Source organism: Streptomyces sp. V3I7, from assembly GCF_030817495.1.
Classification (GTDB): domain Bacteria; phylum Actinomycetota; class Actinomycetes; order Streptomycetales; family Streptomycetaceae; genus Streptomyces.
This window is the reverse complement of record NZ_JAUSZK010000001.1, coordinates 2,562,660-2,579,839: the sequence shown is the minus strand read 5'-3', so window position 1 is coordinate 2,579,839 and position 17,180 is coordinate 2,562,660. Positions and strand designations below refer to the sequence as shown.

The following is a 17,180-nucleotide window of genomic DNA, read 5'->3' as shown; positions in this document are numbered from 1 at the left end:
GGGCGTACGCCGGACGGCCGCCTGCCGGATGCGGTGGCCGGGGGTTCGCGGTCCACTCGGGCCATGAGCACCGAACCGCCCCCGGGCTCCGGACAGCAGCCACCGGACGACGACCCGTTCAGGAAGCAGCCCCCGCAGGGCCCGGGGGCGGGCTCGCCGTACGACACCCCGTACGGCGGCCAGGGCGGTCAGCATCCGCCCTACGGCCCCGGCGGCTATCCGGCCGACCCGCTCGCCGGGATGCCGCCGCTCGCCAACAGCGTCAAGCGGACGATCGCGCGCATCATCGACATGATCCTGGTGGCGATCGTCGTCTGGCTGGTCACCTGGGCGTTCGGGGTCGCCGAGTACGAGATGGACAGCGACCGGATCGACACCGGCAAGTCGATCGCCCAGTCGGTCATCGTGGCCGTGCTCTACGTCGCCTACGACACCGTCCTCACCGCCAAGTGGGGCCAGACCCTCGGCAAGCGGTGGATGGGCATGCGCGTGGCCAACCTCGACAACGGGGCCACGCCCTCCTGGCAGACCTCGCTGATCCGCGCGCTCGTGCTGTGGATCCCGTTCGCCTTCTGCTGCGCCTGTATCTGGACGGCGATCGCCGGGGGCTGGAGCTACTTCGACCGGCCCTACAAGCAGGGGCTGGACGACAAGGCTGCCAAGACGGTGGTGGTCAGCACCAGTTGAGGAAGGCGCGTTCTCAGCGGGCCGTCGGCTCCCTGACCGGCTCGGGCGCGGCCCCGGCCGTGGCGTGCACCCGCTGCCGGGCGGCCGGCTTCACACCCCGGGTCTCGGCCCGGCTCTCGGCCGCCGGCTCCGCGGCCGTGCGTTGCCGGGGCAGCGGCGGCAGCGGCACCGTCATGGCGACCAGCAGCCCCAGGGCGAGCGCGGCCAGGGCGATGACCGCGACCCCCAGGCCCGAACTCGTCTGGGACAGCAGCAGCATGGCGAGCGTCGAGAAGATCACGGTGCAGGAACCGTAGGCGAGCTGTGCGGCGGTCGGACGAGGCATGGCAATCGTGTCCTCGGAAGGAATCGGGGGTGCGGCGGGCAACCGGCCTGGTTTTCCGCCGACTTCCGGGCGTTCCACCATTCGACTTTCTCTTCTTTCTCTTCGCGTCCATGCCCGACACGAACGGGGAGTAAGCCTGGCCTTACCTACGGTTCCGGTGCACAGGGGGCGCACGGAGTCATGGACCCGCCAACTCCGCAGGCATATGCGCCCATTGACCGCCCGTGCGTGTTCGTAAAGCGAACGCCATCTCCGCATAGTGCAATTGACCTGTCCAAGTCAAGGTCTGTCTTTTCTTGCAAACCTCTAGTCAAATATGGGCACTTGACACACGCGTTGAACGTGCGCGCACGGACACCACCCTGACCTGGTCCCTTCCCTTCCGTGTGCGCGGCGCGGGGGAGGAACTCAAGTGACAAGCAGACCCTGGACGTTCAGAGCGGCCGCGATCGGCGTGGCGCTCGCGGCGGCGTCCGCCACGTTCTCCACCTTCGCGGTGGCGGAGGCGAGCACGGCGGCGAAGCCGGCCGCCATCGACCGGCACGACCCGCAGCCGGTGAAGCAGCGGGAGCACAACCTCGACGGCCCCCTGAGCAAGACCCAGGAGGCGCAGCGCCAGGAAGCCCTCAACGAGGTCATATCCGGCGACGCCAAGGTCGAGAGCCGTGACGGCTCGAAGGTCGTGCGGCTCGACAGCCGGCGCGGCGACAGCAAGTACGTCGAGCTCGGCCGCGAGAAGACCGACAAGATCTTCACGATCCTCGTCGAGTTCGGCGACCAGGCCGACCCGAAGTACGGCGGCACGCCCGGCCCGCTGCACAACCGGATAGCCGAGCCCGACCGCACCAAGGACAACAGCACGGCCTGGCAGGCGGACTACAACCAGCAGCACTTCCAGGACCTCTACTTCGGCACTGGCACCGGCGTCGAGTCGATGAAGAAGTTCTACGAGAAGCAGTCCTCGGGCCGCTACTCGGTCGACGGCGAGGTCACCGACTGGGTCAAGGTCCCCTATAACGAGGCCCGTTACGGCAACAACGCCTGCGGCCAGACCAACTGCTCGAGCGTGTGGAACGCCGTCAGTGACGGCGTGACCGCCTGGGTCGCCCAGCAGAAGGCGGCCGGCAAGTCCGACGCCGACATCAAGGCCGACCTGGCCCGCTTCGACCAGTGGGACCGCTACGACCACGACGGCGACGGCGACTTCAACGAGCCCGACGGCTACATCGACCACTTCCAGCTCGTGCACGCCGGTGAGGACGAGTCCGCGGGCGGCGGCGCCGAGGGCGAGAACGCCATCTGGGCCCACCGCTGGTACGCCTTCGGCACCGACGCCGGCGCCACCGGTCCCCAGGACAACAAGCTCGGCGGCGCCCAGATCGGCGACACCGGCATCTGGGTCGGCGACTACACCATCCAGCCGGAGAACGGCGGACTCGGCGTCTTCGCCCACGAGTACGGCCACGACCTCGGTCTGCCGGACCACTACGACACCCAGGGCGGGGAGAACTCCACCGGCTTCTGGACCCTGATGTCCTCCGGTTCCTGGCTCGGTACCGGCAAGGAGGCCATCGGCGACCTGCCGGGCGACTTCAACGCCTGGGACAAGCTCCAGCTCGGCTGGCTCGACTACGACATCGCCCAGGCCGGCACGGCGTCCTCGCACAAGCTGGGCGTCGCCGAGTACAACACCGCGAACAAGCAGGGCCTGGTGGTGAAGCTGCCCGACAAGGCGGTCACCACCTCGGTCGTGACGCCGGCCCAGGGCGCGACCCAGTGGTGGAGCGGCAGTGGCGACGACCTGAAGAACACGCTGACCCGCTCGGTCGACCTCACCGGCAAGTCCTCGGCCGCGCTGACCCTCGACGGCTACTACGACATCGAGTCGGGCTACGACTACCTCTACACCGAGGTGTCGACCGACGGCGGCGCCAACTGGACCGCTGTGGACGGCACGGTGGACGGCCAGCCGATCCCGCGCGACGCCAGCGACAAGCCGGCGCTGACCGGCACGGTCGAGGGCTACAAGAAGCTTTCGTACGACCTGAACGCCTACGCGGGCCAGAAGGTCGACGTCCGCTTCCGCTACCAGACCGACGGCGGTGTGGCGCAGAAGGGCTTCGCGGCCGACGAGATCACCCTGACCGCCGACGGCCAGGCCCTGTTCTCCGACGACGCCGAGTCCGCGGACGCCGCCTGGACCGCGAACGGCTTCTCCCGCATCGGCGCCTCCTTCACCAAGGACTACGCGCAGTACTACCTCGCGGAGAACCGCCAGTACGTGTCGTACGACAAGACCCTCCAGGTCGGCCCGTACAACTTCGGCTTCTCGACGACCCGTCCGGACTGGGTGGAGCACTACCCGTACCAGAACGGCCTGTTGATCTGGAAGTGGGACACCTCGCAGGCGGACAACAACACCAGCGTCCACCCGGGCGTCGGCCTGGTCCTGCCGGTCGACGCGCACCCGGCGGTGCTGAAGTGGTCCGACGGCACGCTGATGCGCAACCGCATCCAGTCCTACGACTCGACCTTCGGCCTGGACCGCACCGACGCCCTCACCCTGCACAAGGCGGACGTCGCGACCAAGATCCCCTCGGCGGCCGGGGTGCCGGTCTTCAACGACCACACGAGCACCTACTACGACCAGTCGAACCCGGCCGGCGGTGTCAAGATCACTGACACCAACACCAAGATCCGGGTCACCGACGAGGCCTGGGACGGCTCGACCGTCTCGCTCCAGATCGGCCCCGCGGTGAAGTAGTCAGCGTCTTCGCAGGTCAGAAGCGTATCGGCGGTGACCCCCTGGCGGGTCGCCGCCGATCGTGTTTAGGTGCGTCCTGTGGCTCTCTTATTGACACCTGTACGCACGGGGGGATGACCGCATGGCCGCAGGAGGATTCTGCAAGCTGCCGAACGGCACGGTGGTGGTGGCACTGAACCTGCCCAGCCCCGCCGCCGACGCTTCGGCCGCCATGACGGGAGTACGTGTGCTGGTGCACGCCCGCAACCGCGCCCGCGCCCTGACGCGGCTGCGCAACCTCGGCCTGCGGGCGGTCTACCTGCGGGGCAACGCGGCCCCGCCGACCCCGGACGAGATCACGGCGGTCCTGCACCATCCGGACGGCCTGATATGGCGCACGGACCCCGGCGCCGCCGCCTTGCCGACGCCATCGGGCCTGGTCACGGACGTGACGGAGCTGTGGCGCCCGATCAGATCCCTGCTCGGACGCCCAGCCGCCCCGGCGTAGCCCCTACTGGACGACGGGCTTGCCGCTCAGCTCCACGCCCGCCTCGCGCAGCTCCTCCAGGGCGCGCTCGGTGGTCTCCGCGGCCACCCCGGCGGTCAGCTCCAGGAGCACATGGGTGCGGAAACCCTGGCGCACGGCGTCCAGGGCGGTCGCCTTCACACAGTGGTCGGTCGCGATGCCCACCACGTCGACCTCGTCGACCTCCCGGGCCCGCAGCCAGTCGCCGAGCGCGGTCCCGTTCTCGTCGGCCCCCTCGAACCCGCTGTACGCGGCGGCGTACGCCCCCTTGTCGAAGACGGCGTCGACGGCGCCGGAGGCGACCGCCGGGGCGAAGTTCGGATGGAAGCCGACGCCCTCCGTGCCCGCGACGCAGTGCGCGGGCCAGGAGTGGACGTAGTCCGGGCTGTCCGCGAAGTGGTCACCCGGGGCGACATGGTGGTCGCGGGTCGCCACCACGTGCCGGTACCCGGCCGGCGCCTGGCCGATCAGCTCGGTGACCGCGGCGGCCACGTCGGCACCCCCGGTCACCGCGAGGCTGCCCCCCTCGCAGAAGTCGTTCTGCACGTCTACGACGATCAAGGCGCGGCGCATGGTCGGTGTCCTTCGGCTGTGAGCGTGACGAGCGAGGCGGCACCCCCTAGTTACCCGACGGGGTGCCGACGTACTCCGTCGGAATGACAGGTTCCCCTCGGGAGAGCTGGGTCGCGGACAGCGGCAGGTCGGCCCGCGCGCTCATGTGCCGCTCCCGGGCGGCGTCCAGCGGCTCGCGGGTGACGACCTCGCCGCCCTTGACCAGCTCGACGAGCAGCTGCCGGTCCGCCAGGTCGCCGGGGACCGGTCCGGTGCCGATGACCTCGGCCTCGGCCACCCCGTACTCGTCCAGCCGCCGCGCCGCCCACTTGCGGCCGCCGATCGAGGTCTTGCCGCCCGTGGACTTCTTCGCCACCGGCACCAGCGGGGCCTTCGGATCGCCGGACTCGGCGCGCGCGACCAGCTTGTAGACCATCGAGCAGGTCGGGTGCCCGGAGCCGGTCACCAACTGCGTACCCACGCCGTACGCGTCCACCGGCGCCGCCGCGAGCGAGGCGATGGCGTACTCGTCCAGGTCCGAGGTCACGACGATCTTCGTATCCGTCGCGCCCAGCGCGTCCAGCTGCTGGCGCACCCGGTGCGCGACGAGCAGCAGGTCGCCGGAGTCGATGCGCACCGCGCCGAGGTCCGGCCCGGCCACCTCGACGGCGCTGCGGACCGCCTCGGCGACGTCGTACGTGTCGACGAGCAGCGTGGTGCCCCGGCCGAGCGAGTTCACCTGGGCCTGGAAGGCGTCCCGCTCACGGTCGTGGAGCAGGGTGAAGGCGTGGGCTGAGGTGCCCACGGTGGGGATGCCGTAGCGGAAGCCCGCGGCCAGGTCGGAGGTGGTCGCGAAGCCGCCGACGTACGCCGCCCGCGAGGCCGCGACGGCCGCCAGCTCGTGGGTTCGGCGGGCGCCCATCTCGATCAGCGGCCGCCCGGCCGCGGCGGAGGACATGCGCGAGGCGGCCGCCGCGATGGCCGAGTCGTGGTTGAGGATCGACAGGATCACGGTCTCGAGCAGCACGCACTGGGCGAACGACCCCTCGACCCGCATGATCGGCGAACCCGGGAAGTACACCTCGCCCTCGGGATAGCCCCAGATGTCACCGCCGAAGCGGTAGTCGGCCAGCCAGTCGAGGGTCTCCTCGTCGACGATCCGCCGCTCCCGCAGGAAGCCGAGGACGTCCGGTTCGAACCGGAAGTTCTCGACCGCGTCCAGCACCCGTCCGGTGCCCGCCACGACGCCGTAGCGGCGGCCGTTGGGCAGCCGCCTCGTGAAGACCTCGAACACGCTGCGCCGCTCGGCCGTGCCCGCCTTGAGCGCAGCCTGCACCATCGTCAGCTCGTACTGGTCCGTGAAGAGCGCCGTCGAGGGAACGCCCACCCGTCGCCCACCACCGCCCTCCTGCACAAGCGCTTCGCGCCCTTCTTTCATCGGCAGCCCAAGGTCCCCTGAGTTCATGACGGTGATGCTACTCCCATCTCGTCAGTGTGACGATTTGTGGGCCGCGTGGCAGCATGGCCATGTGACGTCACCCGCTCCCGTAGAGATCGAACGCACCGAGTCGGCGGAGGAGGTCTTCGCCGTACCTGAGCCCGACGTCCCCTGGGTCACGATCGTCCACAACGACCCGGTCAACCTCATGAGCTATGTGACGTACGTCTTCCAGTCGTACTTCGGCTACTCCAAGGACAAGGCCACCAAGCTCATGCTCGACGTCCACCACAAGGGCCGCGCGGTCGTCTCCAGCGGAAGCCGCGAGGAGATGGAACGCGACGTGCAGGCCATGCACGGATACGGCCTGTGGGCCACCCTCCAGCAGGACCGGAAGTAACGACCCCACTGATGCCAGGACACTTCGAACCGCTCCCCGGCGGCGGCGCGGCCGTCGCCCTCGACGACGTCGAGATCTCCATCATCCGCTCGCTGGCCGTCCAGCTGATGGAACTCATCGGCCCCGGCCCCACCGAGGACGCCCCCGCCGACCCGCTCGCCGAACTCTTCGCCGAGGGGCCGAGCGAGCCGCCCGCCGACCCCGTGCTGCGCCGCCTCTTCCCGGACGCCTACAGCGACCCGGAGAGATTCCCGGACTCCCCGGCGGCGGCCGAGGAGCAGCAGGCACACTCCGCCGAGTTCCGCCGCTACACCGAGAACGACCTGCGGGCCGGCAAGCGGGAGAGCGCCCTCGCGGTGATCCGCTCGCTGGACGCGCTGGCCCCGGCCGGCGAGGGCGGCGCGGTCCTCAAGCTGTCGCCGGACGAGTCGAGGCAGTGGCTCGGCGCGCTCAACGACCTGCGCCTGGCGATCGGCGCCCGGCTGGAGATCACCGACGAGGACGACACCGACCTCCTCTACCGGCTCCCCGACGAGGACCCGCGCAAGCCGATGGTGATGGCGTACCTGTGGCTCGGCGGACTCCAGGAGACGCTCGTCTCGACGCTCCTGTGATGACGCCCTGATCCGATGCCGTGAACCGGCCGCATGCGGCCGGTTCTCTTTGCATCCCCGTTCGTCCGGATATCGCGTTCGCTCGGAGGACGCTCAAATCCGGATAACGATCCTGTCACCGTTGCGGCCGGATATGCCCCGTTCGGAGGCATTTTCTCCACTTCTTCCTGTGTGTTCCGCCACAGCGCCCCCCGTTACGGGCGTGATAAACCTTCACGACCGCTCGGCGAACACCACCCATGTTTCGGCCGGGTGCGCCACCGAGCCGGCCAATCGCCGGCCAGGCACAGCTCCATCAATCCGGGGGGATCGAAACCCGATCCGAGGCCGAGCGAACGGCCCGGGTCGGCATGGAGAAAGGCGCATCACCATGACCTCAGCGCAGGTCGACGACCGGCATCGCGACGGCCACGAGGCCGCGCAGGTCGAGGGCAGCGAGGACGGCGAGGGCTACCAGCGAGGGCTCGGGGCCCGGCAGATCCAGATGATCGCCATCGGCGGTGCCATCGGCACCGGCCTCTTCCTCGGTGCCGGCAAGGGCATTTCCAAGGCCGGTCCCAGCCTGATCCTGGCGTACGCCGTGGCGGGCCTGGTCATCTTCCTCATCATGCGGGCGCTCGGCGAACTGCTGATGTACCGCCCGGTGTCGGGCTCGTTCTCCGAGTACGCGCGTGAGTTCATCGGTCCCTTCGCGGGCTTCGTGACCGGGTGGACGTACTGGCTGTTCTGGGTGGTCACGGGTATCACCGAGGTCACCGCCGCGGCCGCCTATATGACGTACTGGTTCGACATCCCGCAATGGGTCTCGGCCCTGATCTTCACGATCGTGCTCTACGGCGCGAACCTGATCTCCGTGAAGCTCTTCGGTGAGCTGGAGTTCTGGTTCTCCATGGTCAAGGTCACCGCGATCATCGGCATGATCCTGATCTGCGCCGGCATCCTGACGATCGGCTTCTCCGACGCCGGCGACACCGCCTCCGTCAGTCACCTGTGGAGCGACGGCGGCTTCTTCCCGCACGGCGTCGGCAACACCCTGATGACGCTGCAGATGGTGATGTTCGCCTTCCTCGCCGTCGAGCTGGTCGGTGTGACCGCGGGTGAGTCCAAGGATCCCAAGACCGTGCTGCCCAAGGCGATCAACACCGTGCCGTGGCGTATCGCCGTCTTCTACGTCGGCGCACTGATCATGATCCTCTCGGTCGTGCCGTGGACGTCCTTCCAGCCGGGCGTGAGCCCGTTCGTGGCCGCCTTCGAGAAGATGGGGCTGGCTGCCGGCGCGGGCATCGTCAACTTCGTCGTCCTCACCGCCGCCCTGTCGTCCTGCAACTCCGGCATGTACTCCACCGGCCGCATGCTGCGCGACCTCGCGCTCAACAGCCAGGGCCCGAAGCTCTTCACCAAGCTGACCCGCACCGGCACCCCGCTCGTCGGAACGACCGTCTCCGCCGCGCTGATGCTGGTCGGCGTCTGGATCAACTACCAGTGGCCGGGCAAGGCGTTCGACTACGTGGTGTCCTTCGCGACCATCTCCGGCATGTGGGCCTGGATCGTCATCCTGATCTGCCAGATGCGCTACCGGAGGAAGGCCGACCGGGGCGAGCTGCCGCAGTCCGAGTTCCGTGCCCCCGGGGCCCCGTACACCAGTGCGTTCGCGCTCTTGTTTATCCTCATGGTGATCGTGATGATGGGCATCGACAAGGACGCCCGCGTCTCGCTGTACTGCGCGCCGCTGTGGGCCCTGATCCTCGGTGTCGCCTACTGGGTCCTCAAGCGCCGTAACCCGGAAGCCGCCGCTTTCCACAAGCGCTGACCCTCCCCGAAGGACGTCCGGTCGCAGGGAGTACTCGTGGGACTCCCTGCGACAGCCGCTCAGGACGTCCGCACTGTGGGACGCCCCGTACCAGCAATCGGTACGGGGCGTCCCCTTTGCTTATCCTGGCCGGCATGCTGACCATCACCCAGGACCTGTACGACCGGATCGTCGCGCACGCGCGCCAGGACCACCCCGACGAGGCGTGCGGCGTGGTCGCGGGTCCGGTGGGCGAGGGCCGGCCCGAGCGCTTCATCCCGATGCTCAACGCCGCCCGCTCGCCCACGTTCTACGAGTTCGACTCCGGCGACCTGCTGGCGCTCTACCGGGAGATGGACGACCGCGACGAGGAGCCGGTGGTGATCTACCACTCCCACACCGCGACCGAGGCCTACCCCTCCCGCACCGACATCTCCTACGCCAACGAGCCCGGCGCCCACTACGTCCTGGTGTCGACCGCGGACACCGACGGCGCCGGCGACTTCCAGTTCCGCTCCTTCCGCATCCTCGAAGGCGAGATCACGGAGGAGGAGGTCAAGGTGGTGGAGACGTACTGACTCCGCCCGCCCCGACAGCCGCCAGCACCCCGTATCTCGAACCCCGGATGAAGTCCGTCCGAAATGTGGGATCGCCATCCAGAAGCCGGACCGGGAATCGATACGATGAGCCCATGGTTCTTCACGACGTGAGCGACAAGACGCCGAGCGTGCTGCTCGTGGCGCGGCTGCACGTCGACCTGTGCAGGCTCAGCAGCGCCATCTGTTGACGTTCCCCGCCGCCGTACGGCCGTGAGCCGCGGCGCTCCCCCTGTGCCGAGGGCCTGGGGGACCCCCATCGCGCGCCCCCCGAACCGACACCTTCCGACAGGAGCCCGCAACCATGGCCATCGAGGTCCGCATCCCCACCATCCTGCGTACGTACACCGGCGGCGCGAAGGCCGTCGACGGCGACGGACAGACCCTCGCCGAGCTGTTCGCCGACCTCGAGACCCGGCACGCGGGCATCCAGGACCGTCTCCTCGACGGCGGTGAGCTGCGCCGCTTCGTGAACGTCTACCTGAACGACGAGGACGTCCGCTTCATCGACGGCATCAACACCAAGCTCTCCGACGGCGACAGCGTGACGATCCTGCCGGCTGTCGCCGGTGGCATGGCCTGAGCGGCCGCTGATTCCGATGCGTTACGACTCCCCGCTGGCCGCGGTGGGCAACACCCCCCTGGTGCGCCTGCCGCGGCTGTCGCCGTCCTCCGACGTCCGGATCTGGGCGAAGCTCGAGGACCGCAACCCGACCGGCTCGATCAAGGACCGGCCCGCCCTGCACATGATCGAGCAGGCGGAGAAGGACGGCCGGCTCACCCCCGGCCGCACGATCCTCGAACCCACCTCCGGCAACACCGGCATCTCGCTGGCCATGGCGGCCAAGCTCAAGGGCTACCGCATGGTGTGCGTGATGCCGGAGAACACCTCCCAGGAACGCCGGGACCTGCTCGGCATGTGGGGCGCCGAGATCATCCCCAGCCCCGCCGCGGGCGGCTCCAACACCGCCGTACGCGTCGCCAAGGAGCTCGCCGCCGAGCACCCGGACTGGGTGATGCTCTACCAGTACGGCAACCCGGACAACGCGGGCGCGCACTACGCCACGACCGGCCCCGAGATCCTCACCGACCTCCCGTCGGTCACCCACTTCGTCGCGGGCCTCGGCACCACGGGCACGCTCATGGGCGTCGGCCGCTACCTGCGCGAACACAAGCCCGACATCAAGATCGTCGCCGCCGAACCCCGCTACGACGACCTGGTGTACGGCCTGCGCAACCTCGACGAGGGCTTCGTACCGGAGCTGTACGACGCCTCCGTCCTCACCACCCGCTACTCGGTCGGCTCCGCCGACGCGGTCACCCGTACCCGTGAACTCCTCCAGCAGGAGGGCATCTTCGCGGGCGTCTCGACCGGCGCCGCCCTGCACGCCGCGATCGGCGTCGGCAAGAAGGCGGTCAAGGCGGGCGAGAGCGCCGACATCGTCTTCGTCGTCGCCGACGGCGGCTGGAAGTACCTCTCGACGGGCGTCTACACCGCCGCCACGACCGAGGAGGCCATCGAGGCGCTCCAGGGCCAGCTCTGGGCCTAGGTGATTGCCGCAATGACCTGGCCGGCCGCCGCCCCGCTCCAAGGGGCTCGTCTGCAACTGGAGCCGCTGGCAATCGCACATGCCGAGGAAGCCGCGGAAATCCTCGACGACGGGCGTCTGCACGAGTGGACCGGAGGTACGCCGCCCACCCGAGAGGAACTGGAGCGGCGCTACCGGCGGCAGACGGTGGGCCACTCACCCGACGGGCGGCAGGGCTGGCTGAACTGGATGCTCCGGACCATCCGCGGCGGGCAGCTGGTCGGAACAGTGCAGGCGACGCTCTACCGCCCCCGCCCAGCCCGCGTCGAGGCTGAGCTCGCCTGGGTCGTCGGCCACGCCTTCCAAGGTGCCGGCTACGGCAGGGAGGGCGCCTCCACCATGGTCCGGTGGCTGCGCACCCAGGGGGTGGCGGGGTGTGTGGCCCATGTGCATCCCGGTCATCGCGCCTCGGCCGGTATCGCGAGGGCCTTGGGGATGCGGCCGACCGACGCGATTCATGACGGCGAGGTGCTGTGGGCCGACTTCGATCCACGGGAGGACGAGGACGAGTAGCCGCCCGCGGCGACCCGTTGGACCATGGGGCGAGGCCGCCACTGTGCGGACATGGACCAGACCTGACCCCCTGACGTACCGCTGAGCGGAGGACCCCCGGCCGGGTGACGCGGCCGCGGCCGCGCCACGGATCGGCGGTCGCAGTGGGAACGTCACTTCTGCGGGCCTGCCGGTCGGCCGGCCCCGGCGGAAAGGCGAGCACCCATGCGACGTACGAGACTCCAGCGCCCGACGCCTCCCCGGCACGCGACGGTCGTCGCCGCCACGGCGGCACTCCTCCTCATGGGCTGCGGCACCAGCGCCGGGGACACCGGCGCGGGCGGCAGCGCCGCGTCCCCGTCCGGGAGTTCGGCGCCGCCCGCGACCACCTGCGTGACCCACGCCGAACTCACCGCCGCCGACCACGGCCGCGTCGTCTGCCTCGTGCGCGGCGGCCAGATCCGGCTCACCCTCGACGGCACCGAGGAGCGCCCCTGGGCCCCCGTCACCGAGAGAGGCGACGCGCTGCGGGCCGCCAACCCGGGCTTCGTCATCCTGCCGGGAGACGCGGTCGCCGCCTACGACGCCGTCGCGCCCGGCCTCGCGACCCTCTCCTCGACCCGCCCGCTGTGCGCCTCCCTGGGCAAGGTCTCCTGCAAGGGCATCCAGCACTGGACGGTCACCGTCCTGGTGCGCTGATCCCCGCTCAGCAGCTCACCGGCCGCCCAGCCGAAGAACACGCCGAGGCCGATGCCCAGGACGCCGCCGAAGAGCGAGATGACCAGGGACTCCAGGCGGACCATCCGCTTGACGGACCGGCGGTCCAGGCCGATCGCGCGGAGCATGCCCATCTCCTGCGCGCGCTCGAACACCGACATGGCGAGGGTGGTGATGACACCGAGGACGGCGACGCCACTCAGCAGGCCAAGTGCCGCACCAGGTCCCACAGCACCGGGTCGACCACACCCACCCGCCGCCTGAAGTCCCGTACCGGCACCTGCCGCAGCTCGCCCGTCTCCAGGAAGCTCGGCCGGCCCCGCGCGTCGCCGACAGAACCCGGCGGCAGCGGGATCACCCCGGCCCGCTCGTCGTGGAACCGGCTGGTGATCTTGGCGACCGTCGCCCGGTTCCCGCGCACCGTCAGCACCAGACAGGGCCGGTCCTTGGCGCCGGGGCCGTCCTCGTACGGCACGTGCGCCCACCAGATGTCCCCGGGCCGCGGCCGCGTCGCGCGATCCCGCGGTCCCTCGCGCCGCCCCGGCGCCGGTCCCTCGCGCCGCCCCGGCGGCCGCGACCGGCGCCCCCGCGGACGGCGTCCGCGCCCCCAGCCGTCGATGAGCGTGGCGACCAGCGCGAGCAGTACCACCGCCGCGAGCGCGAGCCACCAGGACGTGTCCATACGATTGACGTTACCGGCGCGCAAACACCCACGCGCGCCCTCTCTCCACCTTGATGCGCCCTGGTTCCAGCCGAATTGGTGACACCACAGGTGAGTTCGCCCACAACGGCCCCTGGCGAAGGAGCGACCGGCCCGTACGCGCCTTACGCTCAACGAACCGCACGACCCCCCGTCCGTACCCGCCCGACTCCTCATCCACCCCTCTGGATCCCGCCAACGGAGGTTTCTGCTTCATGAAGCTCACCGTCGTCGGCTGCTCGGGGTCGTTCCCCTCCGCGGAATCGGCCTGCTCGAGCTACCTCGTCGAGGCCGACGGCTTCCGGCTGCTCCTCGACATGGGCAACGGCGCCCTCGGCGAGCTGCAGCGCCACTGCGGTCTCTACGACCTCGACGCGATCTTCCTCAGCCACCTGCACGCCGACCACTGCATCGACATGCTCGCCTACTTCGTGGCGCGCTACTACCGCTACGACGGCGGCCGCTGCGCCCCCATCCCGGTCTACGGCCCCGAAGGCACCGAGCAGCGGCTGACCACCGCCTACGCGGACACCCCCTCCGCCTCGTCGATGAGCGAGGTCTTCGACTTCCACACGGTCAAGCCGTCCACCTTCGAGATCGGCCCCTTCACCGTGCACACCGAGCGAGTGCCGCACCCCGTCGAGTCGTACGCCATCCGCATCGAGCACGGCGGCAAGTCGCTGACGTACTCCGGCGACACGGGCACCACCGAGGTGCTCGACGCGCTGGCCCGCGACGCCGACCTGTTCCTGTGCGAGGCCGCCTTCACCTACGGCAAGGAGGACATCCCCGACCTGCACCTCAACGGCCGCGAGGCCGGAGAGACGGCGGCCCGCGCGGGCGCCGGTCTGCTGGTCCTCACCCACATCCCGCCGTGGACCGACCCCCAGGTCAACCTGACCGACGCGCGCGCGGTCTTCGACGGCCCGGTGGAGCTGGCCCAGCCCAGGGCGACGTACGAACTCTGACCCGTCCGCCCCCGCCGGCGCCCCTCACGTCTTCGCCGACGCCGCCTCCCTCGCCGTCTCCTCTTCCTCCCCGGGCTCCCGGCCCGGGGTGGCCAGGTCGAACCGGACGATGACGAAGCGGAAGAGGGCGTAGTAGACCGCCGCGCACACCAGGCCGATCGGCAGGATCAGCCACGGGCGGGTGGCCAGATTCCAGTTGAGGACGTAGTCGATCGCGCCTGCCGAGAAGTTGAAGCCGGCGTGGACCCCCAGCGCCCACGTCACGGCCATCGACACGGCGGTCAGCACCGCGTGCACCGCGTACAGCGCCGGCGCGATGAACAGAAACGAGAACTCGATCGGCTCCGTCACCCCCGTGACGAACGAGGTCAGCGCGAGCGAGACCATCATGCCCGTCACCGCCCTGCGGCGCTCGGGCCGCGCGCAGTGCGCGATGGCGAGCGCCGCCGCCGGCAGGCCGAACATCATGATCGGGAAGAAGCCCGACATGAACATCCCGGCACTCGGATCCCCGTGCAGAAAACGGCTGTAGTCCCCGGTGAAGACCTCACCCGCCCCGTCCTTGAACTCACCGAGCTGATACCACGCCACAGTGTTCACGAACTGGTGCATACCGATCGGAATCAGCGCCCGATTGACCAGCCCGAACAGCGCCGCACCCGACGCACCGAGGCCCGTCATCCACCCGCCGAAGCCCGTGATGGCCGCACCCACCGGCGCCCACACCAGACAGAACACCACCCCGGCCAGCGCGCCGACGAACGCCATCAGGATCGGCACCAGCCGCCGCCCGTTGAAGAACCCGAGCCAGTCCACCAGCTTCGTACGGTGGAACCGCTGCCACATGACGGCCGACAGCAGCCCCATGACGATCCCGCCGAACACCCCCGGGTCGTTGTACGTCGCCTCGACGATCCGCCCGTGGTCGATGTGCTGCTCCGTCAGCGGGAACGCTTCGAGCACCTTGCTGTAGACGAGGAAGCCGACCAGCGCGGCGAGCGCGGTCGAACCGTCCGACTTCTTCGCGAAACCGATGGCGACACCGATACAGAACAGCAGCGGCAGGCTGCTCGTGATGGCGCTGCCCGCCGCCTCGAAGACGGCGGCGACCCGGTCCCAGCCGAGGCCGTCGCTGCCGAAGACGTCGCCGTAACCGAGCCGGACCATGATGCCCGCCGCCGGCAGCACGGCGATCGGAAGCTGGAGGCTGCGGCCGACCTTCTGCAGTCCCTGGAACAGGCCCGGACCCCGCTTCTTGGTGTGCTTCGCGGGGGCCGCCGTCGCGGTGGCGGTGCTCATGCGCTGCTCTCCTCCATCGGGTGGTGGCCCGTCAATCGGTACGAACGCCATCACCGGAATGTATGCCGCAAATACTCGCTTGGACCGTCCGACTATGGGTTACTGCGGCGAACGGGTTCACACCAGGGAGAAACACCATGGCCAGCAAGGCTGAGAAGATCGTCGCCGGACTCGGGGGCATCGACAACATCGAGGAGATCGAGGGCTGCATCACCCGCCTGCGCACCGAGGTCGCCGACCCCTCACTGGTCGACGAAAGCGCCCTCAAAGCCGCAGGAGCACACGGCGTCGTCCGGTTCGGCCACGCCGTCCAGGTCGTCATCGGCACCGACGCCGACCCCATCGCCGCCGAGATCGAGGACCTGATGTGAACCGGACCGAGGACCTGGCACTAGGCTCGACGCCATGTCTCGTATCGACGGCCGCACCCCTGAACAGCTCCGCCCCGTCACGATCGAACGCGGCTGGAGCAAGCACGCCGAAGGCTCCGTCCTCGTCTCCTTCGGCGACACCAAGGTGCTGTGCACCGCCTCCGTCACCGAAGGCGTCCCCCGCTGGCGCAAGGGCAGCGGCGAGGGCTGGGTCACCGCGGAGTACGCCATGCTGCCCCGCGCCACCAACACCCGCGGCGACCGCGAGTCCGTCCGCGGCAAGATCGGCGGCCGCACCCACGAGATCAGCCGCCTCATCGGCCGCTCCCTGCGTGCCGTCATCGACTACAAGGCCCTCGGCGAGAACACCATCGTGCTGGACTGCGACGTCCTCCAGGCCGACGGCGGCACCCGCACCGCCGCCATCACCGGCGCGTACGTCGCACTCGCCGACGCCATCGCCTGGGCCCAGAAGAAGAAGCTGATCCGCCCCAGCCGCCAGCCGCTGACCGGCACCGTCTCCGCCGTCTCCGTCGGCATCGTCGACGGCGTGCCCCTGCTCGACCTCTGCTACGAGGAGGACGTACGGGCCGAGACCGACATGAACGTCGTCTGCACCGGCGACGGCCGCTTCGTCGAGGTCCAGGGCACCGCCGAGGCCGAACCCTTCGCCCGCGAGGAACTCAACGCCCTGCTCGACCTGGCCGTGGCCGGCTGCGGCGAACTCGCCGACGCCCAGCGCGAAGCGCTGGCACGCACCCTCGACCCGCAGTAAGTCCCGCAGCGAGTCCCACAGCAAGTAAAGGGAAGACCAAAAACGAAGGGCGGGCGGGGCAACCACACCCCTCCCGCCCGGCGTCCCTCCCAGTACGGACGTACGGCCCACCACCGTGCGCCCGTGCCATCGTCATCCACCGGGGAGGGAAACCACCGCATGTCCGCGAGCCGCCGCCGACGCCTGGCCCGTACCACCGCCACCGCCATCGCCGCCGCCGCGGCCGTCGCACTCACCGCCGGTCTCACCACCGGCTGCGCCGCCGTCGACAAGGCACTGGACTGCGTCCAGACCGCCGACGCCATCGCCGACAACGTCACCGACCTCCAGCAGGCGGTGGAGAACGCGGCGAACGACCCCACCCGCACCGTGGAGTCCCTCGACGCCATCGACAAGAACCTCGACGAGATCGGCGACCGGACGGACAACGCCGACGTCGACAAGGCCGTCGACGACCTGGGCAAGGCGGTCGACCAGGTCCGCAGCTCGGTCAGGAACGGCGACAACACCCCGGACATCACCCCCGTCACCGACGCCGCGGGCGAACTCACGAAGGTCTGCACGCCGTAGGGCCCGGCGGGGCGCGGGGGATACTGGCC

The 17,180-nt window shown here is 69.8% G+C and carries 21 protein-coding genes and 1 pseudogene; 16 read left to right on the top strand and 6 right to left on the bottom strand.

The genetic code is table 11. The features are described 5' to 3' along the window. The first annotated feature begins 63 nt into the window (after window positions 1-63). A complete protein-coding gene (locus QFZ74_RS12025; RefSeq protein WP_307620802.1) occupies window positions 64-687 on the top strand; it encodes an RDD family protein in 624 nt (207 codons plus the stop codon). Window positions 688-700: 13 nt separating this feature from the next. Here the strand turns inward: QFZ74_RS12025 and QFZ74_RS12020 are convergent, their stop codons facing one another. Beyond that, window positions 701-1,012: a hypothetical protein gene (locus QFZ74_RS12020; RefSeq protein WP_307620801.1), complete on the bottom strand. Its 312-nt coding sequence runs from the start codon at window positions 1,010-1,012 to the stop codon at window positions 701-703. 412 nt (window positions 1,013-1,424) lie between these two features. Between QFZ74_RS12020 and QFZ74_RS12015 the strand changes: the two genes are divergently transcribed. Together QFZ74_RS12015 and QFZ74_RS12010 are read left to right on the top strand one after the other, a co-directional pair. Further along, the gene (locus QFZ74_RS12015) at window positions 1,425-3,776 is read left to right on the top strand and encodes an immune inhibitor A domain-containing protein (protein ID WP_307620800.1); all 2,352 of its coding nucleotides are present in this window, start codon (window positions 1,425-1,427) and stop codon (window positions 3,774-3,776) included. Between the two features lie 121 nt (window positions 3,777-3,897). Further along, window positions 3,898-4,263, top strand: coding sequence for a hypothetical protein (locus QFZ74_RS12010; protein ID WP_307620799.1), 366 nt, complete (start codon window positions 3,898-3,900; stop codon window positions 4,261-4,263). A 3-nt stretch (window positions 4,264-4,266) separates the two neighbouring features. On the opposite strand, the gene QFZ74_RS12005 is transcribed toward QFZ74_RS12010, so the two are convergent. After that, complete coding sequence (locus QFZ74_RS12005; protein WP_307620798.1) at window positions 4,267-4,854, bottom strand: nicotinamidase; 588 nt, start codon at window positions 4,852-4,854, stop codon at window positions 4,267-4,269. 46 nt (window positions 4,855-4,900) lie between these two features. After that, the gene (locus tag QFZ74_RS12000) at window positions 4,901-6,298 is read right to left on the bottom strand and encodes a nicotinate phosphoribosyltransferase (protein ID WP_373462373.1); all 1,398 of its coding nucleotides are present in this window, start codon (window positions 6,296-6,298) and stop codon (window positions 4,901-4,903) included. Between the two features lie 7 nt (window positions 6,299-6,305). Here QFZ74_RS12000 and clpS point away from each other — a divergent pair, with 7 nt between their 5' ends. The 9 genes from clpS to QFZ74_RS11960 all read left to right on the top strand — a co-directional run bounded on the left by clpS (window position 6,306) and on the right by QFZ74_RS11960 (window position 12,450). Beyond that, a complete protein-coding gene (gene clpS / locus QFZ74_RS11995) occupies window positions 6,306-6,671 on the top strand; it encodes an ATP-dependent Clp protease adapter ClpS (protein WP_307620797.1) in 366 nt (121 codons plus the stop codon). 11 nt (window positions 6,672-6,682) lie between these two features. Then, window positions 6,683-7,285: a DUF2017 domain-containing protein gene (locus tag QFZ74_RS11990; protein ID WP_307620796.1), complete on the top strand. Its 603-nt coding sequence runs from the start codon at window positions 6,683-6,685 to the stop codon at window positions 7,283-7,285. A gap of 370 nt (window positions 7,286-7,655) precedes the next feature. Further along, entirely contained in the window at window positions 7,656-9,095 is a 1,440-nt protein-coding gene (locus tag QFZ74_RS11985; RefSeq protein ID WP_307620795.1) for an amino acid permease, read from the top strand. Window positions 9,096-9,229: 134 nt separating this feature from the next. Then, window positions 9,230-9,652 (top strand): M67 family metallopeptidase, encoded by a 423-nt coding sequence (locus tag QFZ74_RS11980; protein WP_307620794.1) that lies wholly within the window; start codon window positions 9,230-9,232, stop codon window positions 9,650-9,652. A gap of 113 nt (window positions 9,653-9,765) precedes the next feature. Further along, a complete protein-coding gene (locus QFZ74_RS30420; RefSeq protein WP_373462372.1) occupies window positions 9,766-9,861 on the top strand; it encodes a putative leader peptide in 96 nt (31 codons plus the stop codon). A gap of 113 nt (window positions 9,862-9,974) precedes the next feature. Then, on the top strand, window positions 9,975-10,253 hold the full coding sequence (locus QFZ74_RS11975; protein ID WP_307620793.1) for a MoaD/ThiS family protein: 279 nt from the start codon (window positions 9,975-9,977) through the stop codon (window positions 10,251-10,253). A gap of 16 nt (window positions 10,254-10,269) precedes the next feature. After that, window positions 10,270-11,220 (top strand): PLP-dependent cysteine synthase family protein, encoded by a 951-nt coding sequence (locus tag QFZ74_RS11970; RefSeq protein WP_307620792.1) that lies wholly within the window; start codon window positions 10,270-10,272, stop codon window positions 11,218-11,220. Window positions 11,221-11,232: 12 nt separating this feature from the next. Then, the gene (locus tag QFZ74_RS11965; protein WP_307620791.1) at window positions 11,233-11,772 is read left to right on the top strand and encodes a GNAT family N-acetyltransferase; all 540 of its coding nucleotides are present in this window, start codon (window positions 11,233-11,235) and stop codon (window positions 11,770-11,772) included. A 204-nt stretch (window positions 11,773-11,976) separates the two neighbouring features. After that, window positions 11,977-12,450, top strand: coding sequence for a hypothetical protein (locus QFZ74_RS11960; protein WP_307620790.1), 474 nt, complete (start codon window positions 11,977-11,979; stop codon window positions 12,448-12,450). On the opposite strand, the pseudogene QFZ74_RS11955 reads toward QFZ74_RS11960, so the two are convergent. Together QFZ74_RS11955 and QFZ74_RS11950 are read right to left on the bottom strand one after the other, a co-directional pair. Continuing rightward, window positions 12,426-12,662, bottom strand: a pseudogene (locus QFZ74_RS11955) (FtsX-like permease family protein); the annotation flags it as partial. The gene QFZ74_RS11960 and the pseudogene QFZ74_RS11955 overlap by 25 nt on opposite strands. A gap of 5 nt (window positions 12,663-12,667) precedes the next feature. Then, window positions 12,668-13,150: a type II toxin-antitoxin system PemK/MazF family toxin gene (locus QFZ74_RS11950; protein ID WP_307620789.1), complete on the bottom strand. Its 483-nt coding sequence runs from the start codon at window positions 13,148-13,150 to the stop codon at window positions 12,668-12,670. A gap of 233 nt (window positions 13,151-13,383) precedes the next feature. Between QFZ74_RS11950 and QFZ74_RS11945 the strand changes: the two genes are divergently transcribed. Next, window positions 13,384-14,136 carry an MBL fold metallo-hydrolase gene (locus QFZ74_RS11945; protein WP_307620788.1) on the top strand — a complete coding sequence of 251 codons (753 nt, stop codon included), beginning with the start codon at window positions 13,384-13,386 and terminating at the stop codon, window positions 14,134-14,136. Between the two features lie 24 nt (window positions 14,137-14,160). Here the strand turns inward: QFZ74_RS11945 and QFZ74_RS11940 are convergent, their stop codons facing one another. After that, entirely contained in the window at window positions 14,161-15,435 is a 1,275-nt protein-coding gene (locus QFZ74_RS11940; RefSeq protein WP_307620787.1) for a PTS transporter subunit EIIC, read from the bottom strand. Window positions 15,436-15,572: 137 nt separating this feature from the next. Here QFZ74_RS11940 and QFZ74_RS11935 point away from each other — a divergent pair, with 137 nt between their 5' ends. The 3 genes from QFZ74_RS11935 to QFZ74_RS11925 all read left to right on the top strand — a co-directional run bounded on the left by QFZ74_RS11935 (window position 15,573) and on the right by QFZ74_RS11925 (window position 17,151). Further along, window positions 15,573-15,806 carry a PTS glucose/sucrose transporter subunit IIB gene (locus tag QFZ74_RS11935; protein ID WP_307620786.1) on the top strand — a complete coding sequence of 78 codons (234 nt, stop codon included), beginning with the start codon at window positions 15,573-15,575 and terminating at the stop codon, window positions 15,804-15,806. A gap of 34 nt (window positions 15,807-15,840) precedes the next feature. Continuing rightward, on the top strand, window positions 15,841-16,581 hold the full coding sequence (rph, locus tag QFZ74_RS11930) for a ribonuclease PH (RefSeq protein WP_307620785.1): 741 nt from the start codon (window positions 15,841-15,843) through the stop codon (window positions 16,579-16,581). Window positions 16,582-16,740: 159 nt separating this feature from the next. Next, window positions 16,741-17,151, top strand: coding sequence for a hypothetical protein (locus QFZ74_RS11925; RefSeq protein WP_307620784.1), 411 nt, complete (start codon window positions 16,741-16,743; stop codon window positions 17,149-17,151). The last annotated feature ends 29 nt before the right edge of the window (window positions 17,152-17,180 follow it).

Bases quoted from the DNA above. Each gene is read 5' to 3' on its own strand.
- QFZ74_RS11985 (WP_307620795.1), top strand. From the start codon at position 7,656: ATGACCTCAGCGCAGGTCGACGACCGGCATCGCGACGGCCACGAGGCC.
- QFZ74_RS12025 (WP_307620802.1), top strand. From the start codon at position 64: ATGAGCACCGAACCGCCCCCGGGCTCCGGACAGCAGCCACCGGACGAC.
- QFZ74_RS11960 (WP_307620790.1), top strand. From the start codon at position 11,977: ATGCGACGTACGAGACTCCAGCGCCCGACGCCTCCCCGGCACGCGACG.
- QFZ74_RS11965 (WP_307620791.1), top strand. From the start codon at position 11,233: ATGACCTGGCCGGCCGCCGCCCCGCTCCAAGGGGCTCGTCTGCAACTG.
- QFZ74_RS11935 (WP_307620786.1), top strand. From the start codon at position 15,573: ATGGCCAGCAAGGCTGAGAAGATCGTCGCCGGACTCGGGGGCATCGAC.
- QFZ74_RS11925 (WP_307620784.1), top strand. From the start codon at position 16,741: ATGTCCGCGAGCCGCCGCCGACGCCTGGCCCGTACCACCGCCACCGCC.
- QFZ74_RS12000 (WP_373462373.1), bottom strand. From the start codon at position 6,298: ATGAACTCAGGGGACCTTGGGCTGCCGATGAAAGAAGGGCGCGAAGCG.
- QFZ74_RS11950 (WP_307620789.1), bottom strand. From the start codon at position 13,150: ATGGACACGTCCTGGTGGCTCGCGCTCGCGGCGGTGGTACTGCTCGCG.
- QFZ74_RS12020 (WP_307620801.1), bottom strand. From the start codon at position 1,012: ATGCCTCGTCCGACCGCCGCACAGCTCGCCTACGGTTCCTGCACCGTG.
- QFZ74_RS11945 (WP_307620788.1), top strand. From the start codon at position 13,384: ATGAAGCTCACCGTCGTCGGCTGCTCGGGGTCGTTCCCCTCCGCGGAA.
- QFZ74_RS12005 (WP_307620798.1), bottom strand. From the start codon at position 4,854: ATGCGCCGCGCCTTGATCGTCGTAGACGTGCAGAACGACTTCTGCGAG.
- rph (WP_307620785.1), top strand. From the start codon at position 15,841: ATGTCTCGTATCGACGGCCGCACCCCTGAACAGCTCCGCCCCGTCACG.
- QFZ74_RS11970 (WP_307620792.1), top strand. From the start codon at position 10,270: ATGCGTTACGACTCCCCGCTGGCCGCGGTGGGCAACACCCCCCTGGTG.
- QFZ74_RS11980 (WP_307620794.1), top strand. From the start codon at position 9,230: ATGCTGACCATCACCCAGGACCTGTACGACCGGATCGTCGCGCACGCG.
- clpS (WP_307620797.1), top strand. From the start codon at position 6,306: ATGCTACTCCCATCTCGTCAGTGTGACGATTTGTGGGCCGCGTGGCAG.
- QFZ74_RS11975 (WP_307620793.1), top strand. From the start codon at position 9,975: ATGGCCATCGAGGTCCGCATCCCCACCATCCTGCGTACGTACACCGGC.
- QFZ74_RS12010 (WP_307620799.1), top strand. From the start codon at position 3,898: ATGGCCGCAGGAGGATTCTGCAAGCTGCCGAACGGCACGGTGGTGGTG.
- QFZ74_RS11990 (WP_307620796.1), top strand. From the start codon at position 6,683: ATGCCAGGACACTTCGAACCGCTCCCCGGCGGCGGCGCGGCCGTCGCC.
- QFZ74_RS11940 (WP_307620787.1), bottom strand. From the start codon at position 15,435: ATGAGCACCGCCACCGCGACGGCGGCCCCCGCGAAGCACACCAAGAAG.
- QFZ74_RS30420 (WP_373462372.1), top strand. From the start codon at position 9,766: ATGGTTCTTCACGACGTGAGCGACAAGACGCCGAGCGTGCTGCTCGTG.